Genomic DNA, 6,689 nt, shown 5'->3' with positions numbered 1-6,689 from the left:
AAAATGAAGGTGAAATTATGTCAGAACAAATAGAATTTAGATTTGATACACAATTATTAATAGCAGGAGAAAACTTATCAAGCGATACAATTAGTGAATATATCACAGAACATTTCAAGGGCGATTGCCTTTTGGTTGTAGGTGGCGATGATTTGATTAAAATTCATTTCCATACTAATGAACCTTGGCAAGTATTGGAATACGGACAATCAATCGGAGATATTCACGATATCGTCGTAGAAAATATGCAAAGACAAGCAGACGGTCTACAAGGATAATGAAAAAAATTTTAGAGGCAAAAGTAGAATACAATGTATTTCCCAACAAGGGAATTTGCAAAATAGACGATAATTTGTATTCTATAAAGAACACAATTCAAGGACAAACAATCTCTTTTCAACGAAAAAGAAAAAAAAAGGGATTTATTGAGGGAAAACTAGTTGAAAAACTAGAAAACTCCCCTCTTGAAACTATTAAAGGTTGCCCTGTAAATGAAAGATGCGGCGGTTGTATTTATCAAAAATTAGAGTATGATGTGGAGTGCGATTTGAAGAAAAAAACACTCACAGAATTATACAAAGATATTTACGATGAGGATATTACTTTTCATCCATCGCCTATTTTAAAAGGCTACAGAAACAAAATGGAATACACTTTTGGAGATAGTGTCAAAGGTGGTCCTCTTGTTTTGGGACTTCACACTAAAAACAAATTCTACGAAATAACAGACACCGTAGATTGCAATATCATTGATGAAGGCTTCAACAAAATCAGACAAGCTGTTCAAGAATATTTTCGTGACAAAAATTACGAATTTTTCAAAAAAATAAAACACACAGGACTTTTGAGACACTTCATAATCAGAAAAAGTTTCAATGATGATGAGTACATGATTAATTTGGTAACGACAAGTGATGAGTTTGATGTGAATGATTTCATTGAATTTGCAAAGCAAATCGACAACAGAATCGTGTCTATTTATCACACAATTAACGATAATATTTCAGACGCAGTAATAGTCGACAAATTAGAATTGTTGTATGGCAAAGAATATTTGACAGAAAAAATAAATGGCTTTGAATTTAGAATATCTCCATTTTCCTTTTTCCAACCAAATCCAGCACAAGCAGAGCAAATTTATAACAGAGCCTTGGAATTAGCTGGAGATTTGTCAGAAAAAAACGTCTACGATTTGTACTGTGGAACAGGAACCATCGCACAAATTTTTGCAAAAAAAGCTGAAAGCGTAATCGGAGTCGAAATAGTTGCTGAAGCAGTCGAAAAAGCACAAGAAAACGCAGAACTAAATGGATTGACTAACACAAAGTTCATCTGCGATGATTGCTTGAATTTTATGGAAAAAGTTGAGAAAAAAGACGTAGTCGTCCTCGATCCACCAAGAGATGGAATTCATCCAAAAGCAATCGATAGATTAATCGACATCAATCCGGATAAATTCATCTACATTTCTTGCAATCCGATAACACAAAGAATGGATTTGGATAAATTTATCGAAAAAGGGTATAAAATTAAGTCATTGGAGTTCTTCGATCAGTTCCCAAGAACTTACCACTGCGAAGCTGTTGTGTTGTTGGAGAAAAAGTAGAAAAACCTGAGTGCTTGAAAGCAATATATTATTGATTTTGTGGATTTATTATTAAAAGCTTAGTATTTTGAAATTAGTGGTCGAAAATTTCTTTCAAATTCTTGTTTTTAGCTACATTTTGGATATTGAGTAGGTTGTGTGCATGGTATGGATGGAATTAAGGAAAATATATGAAACTAAAATTAATTAAACTAACTAAAGAGTATGAATTAAAGCTTGGCGAGATGATTGATGAATGGAAGATTGACCAAAAAATGAATAACACAAACACTTCTCCATGGTCAATATTTAAAAATGATTACCATAATTTTGACTATTATCTAAATAACTTAGAAATAAAATCTAAAACTGAAAATAAAGTTCCAGATTCAGTTTTATTCCTTTTAGATGAAGAAAGAGATAGGCTTTTAGGAGCTGTCAATATTCGCCACTATTTAAATGAATCACTTTTGAAAGAAGGTGGACATATTGGAGATGGAATAAGACCCAGTGAGAGAAAAAAAGGCTATGCCACAGAAATGGTAAGACTAGCTTTGATAGAGTGTAAAAAGTTGGGAATTGAAAGAGTACTCATGATTTGTGATAAAGAAAATATCGGATCAGCTAAGTCTATTATTAAAAATGGTGGAGTACTTGAAAATGAGTTTGTTAACTCAGATGGTAAGACAATTCAAAGATATTGGATAGACAATTAATTGTGTTTAAAAGTACAGCATAAAACTACAATATAACAATAAAAAATTTATATTTAAATTTAAAACCCGGCTTTATCACAATTGATAATAGTCGGGTTTTTGTTTTGTGGTAAAATTAAATTAACTAAAAAATTATTCTATGAATTTAAGGGAACTAATCGAATCTAAAAAAGGAGAAAAAAATGAATTTAACACAAAAAGATATGAAAATACTATTGAAATCTCAACAAGGTGAATTGGACGTTGTACTAATGTATCGTGCACTTGCAGATACTGTAAAGGATGCAAGGGATCAAGAAACTTTTCGTAAGCTTGCTACAGAAGAAGGTCATCATGCATCGGTATTCCACAATCTTACAAAAGAAAATTTGAAACCTAAGAAAACCAAGGCGATAATTATTCCTTTGCTTTATAAGATAATAGGAAAGAAAAAATTATATAAAATAATTGCAAACGGAGAATACAATGCTGCTAATACCTATGCACCAGTTGCTGAAAAATTCCCAGAAATAGAAAGTGTCAAAAACGATGAAAAAAGACACGGTGATATTGTAAGTTCATTAATTAAGAATTAATTTCGATTTTGATAAATAATACTATTAGCGTTATAATATATGTAAAAAAAGTAAAAACGAGGAGCAATTTATGAAAAAAGAAGATTTTACAGAAAAAGAACAAGCAGAAATTGACAAAGGACTATCTACAGCGGAAATTACCGACAAAGAAGCTGGGAATAAAATATTAGCCTTGGTTCCAGATGAATGGATCAAAAAGATTCCATTTTTCGTTAGAAAACACTCAACGACTAAAACAATTGAAAGAATAGCCAATCAATACCCTGAACTTTACGCTGTAGCAAAGAGAGAAGGAGAACTTCCTGAAAAAGAACGTGACGAATTGCAAAAAATCATTACAGATATTTTCAAGGAAAAAATGGCAAAACACAATATAAAATAATTAGAGAATTTCCTATGGATACTATAATAGTCAATAAAAACATCAAACTTATTCCCTATTTTGAAAATTACGATACTACTTTGAAGTGGTATGAAGATGCAGATGTGTGCAAACAAGTCGACAACATTGATTTCGTATACGATGTTTATAGGCTTCAAAAAATGTACAATTATTTGAATACAAATTAAAAGCGACGAACTTGTCGCTTTTTTAGGTTGCAAAAATTTACTAAACTATTGCAAAACTTTTCAACTAATTATTATATTCATGTTTTTAATGCAATATCGTAATATTGCATTGTCTGATAAGCTTTCAAATTTTTATACGAACTGAACCTGCCGTAAACATAAAGGAAAATAATTGAGATTATATAGAAAAAATAGATGGAGTTATAGATACAATCATGTTTCTTGAATTGGCAATGAGATGCTATAATGACATAATTAAGTCCGTTTATGATGATATATGTCTTTTGTAATTTTTTTATTAAAGCTATTAATCTGTATAAAATATTTATTGAATCGGAATTTAAATAATGCTAAAATAAAAATTAAGGTAGATATAATAATAGTTGGAGTTTTTCTTTGCACCAGATGTAATACCTGCTATATAAGGGGGATTTATTATAATAGATTATTTCTTAAAATTAGAATATAATGCTAAAAACATTATAGTATTAACATTAGAAAAAGACTATCAAGATCTTGCAATAATAGTTTATGAAGATTTAAATAGAGCAGAAAATATAGATATTGATTTTCCGTATTATAAAGAACAAATAGAAAGTGTTCCTGAATACATTGATAAAAGAAATCTTGTTTCTATAATGATATTTCCAATTTTTAATTTAGCTAAAGCTAAAAAGCTAGAAGAAGAAATAGAATCTGTAGCTGATTATTATATCGAACATAGAGGGAAAATTAATACAAAGATAAATTGGATTTACGAAAAAAAGTTACAGATTTATACAAGAATATAGATACTAACAAAATAAGTTTATTAAAATATTTATTTGAATTTTGTGAGAATAAAACCTTAAAGGATAATATAAAAAGTTGTGATTTTTCTCACTTAAATCAGTGATACAGCATCCACAAAAGTATGTACTTTATATTTTTATATCTACATTAAATAAAGGAAAAATAACATGAACACAATTACCGTAAATGAAAACATCAAACTTGTTCCCTATTTTGAAAATTATGATACTACTTTGAAGTGGTATGAAGATGCGTATGTATGCAAACAAGTCGACAACATTGATTTCTTATACGATATTGATAGGCTTCAAAAAATGTACAATTATTTGAATACTCATGGAAAGTTGTACTACATTGAATACAAAAATGAATTAGTTGGAGATATTTCCTTGACTGATGACAATGAAATAACGATAGTTGTGTGCAAAGAATTTCAAAACAAACATATCGGACGAAATTGTGTCAAAAAGATTTTGGAATTAGCAAAAGAAAAGGGATTAAAATCTGTCACGGCAAATATCTATGCTTCTAACCACCAAAGCAGAAAAATGTTTGAAGCTGTAGGTTTTAAGCAAATCGATGAATAAATATTTGAATACAAATTATAAGCGGCGAACTTGTCGCTTTTTTTGTTTCAAAAATTTACTAAACTATTATAAAACTTTTTAACTCATTATTATATTGATATTTTTAATGCAACATCGTAATATACAATATCGTAATATTGCATTGTACGATATTATGTTTTTGATTTAATTACCGTAATTTATTTGATTTATGGTATCATTAATATATGACAGAAATCATTTAAGGTAGATTATGATGAATAATAGAGAATTAATTATAAAATTGTGGTTTAAAATGTGGCTAGAACAAAAAGACTTTGGAATAGATAACATTTTTGCTGATAATGTTGTCTACACAGAATGTTGGGGTCCAAGGTACTCAGATAAAAAAACTATAAAGATATGGTTTGATGAATGGAATACTCGCGGTAAGGTTATAAAATGGGATATTTTACAAATATTTCATCATGAAAACCAATCAGTTGTTCAGTGGATTTTTGAATGTAAAATGAGTAACGGTGACTTTTCAAGTTTTGAAGGAATTTCGCTTATTTTATGGAATGATTCAAACAAAATTATTGAACTAAAAGAATTTCAATGTGATATCAACACCTACAATCCTTACGAAAATGGAAAAACACCTAAATTCAGGGATGATTTCTAATAGACATAAAAATTACCCCAAATTTTTCATAGACTTTGGGGTTTCGTTTATCCATTTATATTTTTCAATTCTTTTACCATGTCTAGTTTTGATATTTTTATTTTTTGTAATACTTGAATCATAGAGAAAATTATCGTGCTGTACAAAACAGCTTTCAAATACGTTGCAATGGGAATATCTGCAATTATATAAGTGTCAAACTTCGACATTGAGATTAGAATAATGAATTTAATTCCTTTATCAATCAAATAAATCATAATTAATTGCAACACTACAAGAATTACTAATATTGCTTTCACGTAAATGCTAGTGATTTCAGTGTCACTACATCCAAAAAGTTTGAGATAAGATATATTAAGTTTTGATTTGTCGATAATAATATTGGAAATGATGATTGTCATTACTAGATAAAATCCAACTCCAATATACAACAACATATCAAAAACTACTCAAAAACCATCCAAAAAATGCTCCATAAACTTGGTCTTTTCACTTGGTAGACTTAATTCATGTAAACTTTAAAGTCATTAACAAGTTTTAGGCTATGTAAAAAAGACAGTTTATAGACGTGTCCAGGTCTTGTCCTCTTCCTAAAGAAGCGAAATCCCTTATATCTTCTCACGATTAATTCGTGTAGATATCAATATTTATGTTGTGTTTTAACACGATTAGCTCACGATTATTATTTCAATAAACTATATAGTCTTATAATGTCTTCAGGCTTATGTCCATCATATTCTGGAGCATATTCCAATTCTTTTACCTTAAAATTATCCCAACATTCTAAGTTATAATGATAAGTATATTGTACTTCAGGTGTCTCTATTCCACATATAAAACTGTCATTTCCAAACATTGTTCCATCATGGTGTTTTTTTGCTTTCCATGAAATCTTCGGATTTTGATTTAAAATTATAGAAAATAAAACCATTCTGTGATGGTAAAGTTCTCCAAAGGTGTAATATCCATCTGAAATATCTTTTCTGCTAATACCTTCGTCTCTCATTTTTAAAAGCTCTTGATTTTGAACTGACCCCAAAAAGTTGGACCCAAAACCAACTTAGAGGAGGTCAGTTTTTTCATGACAAAATATAGTACAAAATTTAAGATGAAAATAGTACAAGAATACTTAAATAAAGAAGACCAGCTATCAAATGTCAAGAGAAAATAAAAAATAATTTATCTTGAAATTTATGGCACGTTAAATAAGCCTAAAAATTA

General features: G+C 29.2%; 10 protein-coding genes. 8 read left to right on the top strand and 2 right to left on the bottom strand.

Features of this window, described 5'->3' with window-relative positions:
• The first annotated feature begins 17 nt into the window (after positions 1 to 17).
• From KHW44_RS04880 to KHW44_RS04845, 8 genes are all read left to right on the top strand, one after another.
• A complete protein-coding gene (locus KHW44_RS04880) occupies positions 18 to 278 on the top strand; it encodes a hypothetical protein (RefSeq protein ID WP_002835237.1) in 261 nt (86 codons plus the stop codon).
• Complete coding sequence (gene rlmD / locus KHW44_RS04875; protein ID WP_304066669.1) at positions 278 to 1,606, top strand: 23S rRNA (uracil(1939)-C(5))-methyltransferase RlmD; 1,329 nt, start codon at positions 278 to 280, stop codon at positions 1,604 to 1,606. The genes KHW44_RS04880 and rlmD overlap by 1 nt, the downstream gene beginning before the upstream one ends.
• 170 nt (positions 1,607 to 1,776) lie before the next feature.
• Entirely contained in the window at positions 1,777 to 2,301 is a 525-nt protein-coding gene (locus KHW44_RS04870; RefSeq protein WP_304066667.1) for a GNAT family N-acetyltransferase, read from the top strand.
• Positions 2,302 to 2,483: 182 nt separating this feature from the next.
• Positions 2,484 to 2,876 carry a ferritin family protein gene (locus KHW44_RS04865; RefSeq protein WP_304066664.1) on the top strand — a complete coding sequence of 131 codons (393 nt, stop codon included), beginning with the start codon at positions 2,484 to 2,486 and terminating at the stop codon, positions 2,874 to 2,876.
• Positions 2,877 to 2,946: 70 nt separating this feature from the next.
• Positions 2,947 to 3,258 carry a hypothetical protein gene (locus tag KHW44_RS04860; protein WP_304066661.1) on the top strand — a complete coding sequence of 104 codons (312 nt, stop codon included), beginning with the start codon at positions 2,947 to 2,949 and terminating at the stop codon, positions 3,256 to 3,258.
• A 14-nt stretch (positions 3,259 to 3,272) separates the two neighbouring features.
• Positions 3,273 to 3,446: a hypothetical protein gene (locus KHW44_RS04855; protein WP_304066658.1), complete on the top strand. Its 174-nt coding sequence runs from the start codon at positions 3,273 to 3,275 to the stop codon at positions 3,444 to 3,446.
• A 959-nt stretch (positions 3,447 to 4,405) separates the two neighbouring features.
• Positions 4,406 to 4,825 (top strand): GNAT family N-acetyltransferase, encoded by a 420-nt coding sequence (locus KHW44_RS04850; protein ID WP_304066655.1) that lies wholly within the window; start codon positions 4,406 to 4,408, stop codon positions 4,823 to 4,825.
• 235 nt (positions 4,826 to 5,060) lie between these two features.
• A complete protein-coding gene (locus KHW44_RS04845; protein WP_304066652.1) occupies positions 5,061 to 5,468 on the top strand; it encodes a nuclear transport factor 2 family protein in 408 nt (135 codons plus the stop codon).
• A 47-nt stretch (positions 5,469 to 5,515) separates the two neighbouring features.
• Here KHW44_RS04845 and KHW44_RS04840 read toward each other — a convergent pair whose 3' ends face one another.
• Both KHW44_RS04840 and KHW44_RS04835 read right to left on the bottom strand, forming a co-directional pair.
• Positions 5,516 to 5,905, bottom strand: a complete 390-nt coding sequence (locus KHW44_RS04840) for a hypothetical protein (protein ID WP_304066647.1) — start codon at positions 5,903 to 5,905, stop codon at positions 5,516 to 5,518.
• Between the two features lie 245 nt (positions 5,906 to 6,150).
• Positions 6,151 to 6,474, bottom strand: a complete 324-nt coding sequence (locus KHW44_RS04835) for a hypothetical protein (protein WP_304066644.1) — start codon at positions 6,472 to 6,474, stop codon at positions 6,151 to 6,153.
• Between the last annotated feature and the right edge of the window lie 215 nt (positions 6,475 to 6,689).

Origin of the sequence: Finegoldia magna, from assembly GCF_018371055.1 — a bacterium.
Taxonomy (GTDB): domain Bacteria; phylum Bacillota; class Clostridia; order Tissierellales; family Peptoniphilaceae; genus Finegoldia; species Finegoldia magna_I.
The sequence above is the reverse complement of the archived record's forward strand: the minus strand, read 5'-3'. Positions and strand labels throughout refer to the sequence as shown.

Excerpts from the sequence above, each read along its gene's own strand:
- KHW44_RS04845 (WP_304066652.1), top strand. The coding sequence starts at position 5,061 with ATGAATAATAGAGAATTAATTATAAAATTGTGGTTTAAAATGTGGCTA.
- rlmD (WP_304066669.1), top strand. The coding sequence starts at position 278 with ATGAAAAAAATTTTAGAGGCAAAAGTAGAATACAATGTATTTCCCAAC.
- KHW44_RS04860 (WP_304066661.1), top strand. The coding sequence starts at position 2,947 with ATGAAAAAAGAAGATTTTACAGAAAAAGAACAAGCAGAAATTGACAAA.
- KHW44_RS04840 (WP_304066647.1), bottom strand. The coding sequence starts at position 5,905 with ATGTTGTTGTATATTGGAGTTGGATTTTATCTAGTAATGACAATCATC.
- KHW44_RS04865 (WP_304066664.1), top strand. The coding sequence starts at position 2,484 with ATGAATTTAACACAAAAAGATATGAAAATACTATTGAAATCTCAACAA.
- KHW44_RS04870 (WP_304066667.1), top strand. The coding sequence starts at position 1,777 with ATGAAACTAAAATTAATTAAACTAACTAAAGAGTATGAATTAAAGCTT.
- KHW44_RS04880 (WP_002835237.1), top strand. The coding sequence starts at position 18 with ATGTCAGAACAAATAGAATTTAGATTTGATACACAATTATTAATAGCA.
- KHW44_RS04850 (WP_304066655.1), top strand. The coding sequence starts at position 4,406 with ATGAACACAATTACCGTAAATGAAAACATCAAACTTGTTCCCTATTTT.
- KHW44_RS04835 (WP_304066644.1), bottom strand. The coding sequence starts at position 6,474 with ATGAGAGACGAAGGTATTAGCAGAAAAGATATTTCAGATGGATATTAC.
- KHW44_RS04855 (WP_304066658.1), top strand. The coding sequence starts at position 3,273 with ATGGATACTATAATAGTCAATAAAAACATCAAACTTATTCCCTATTTT.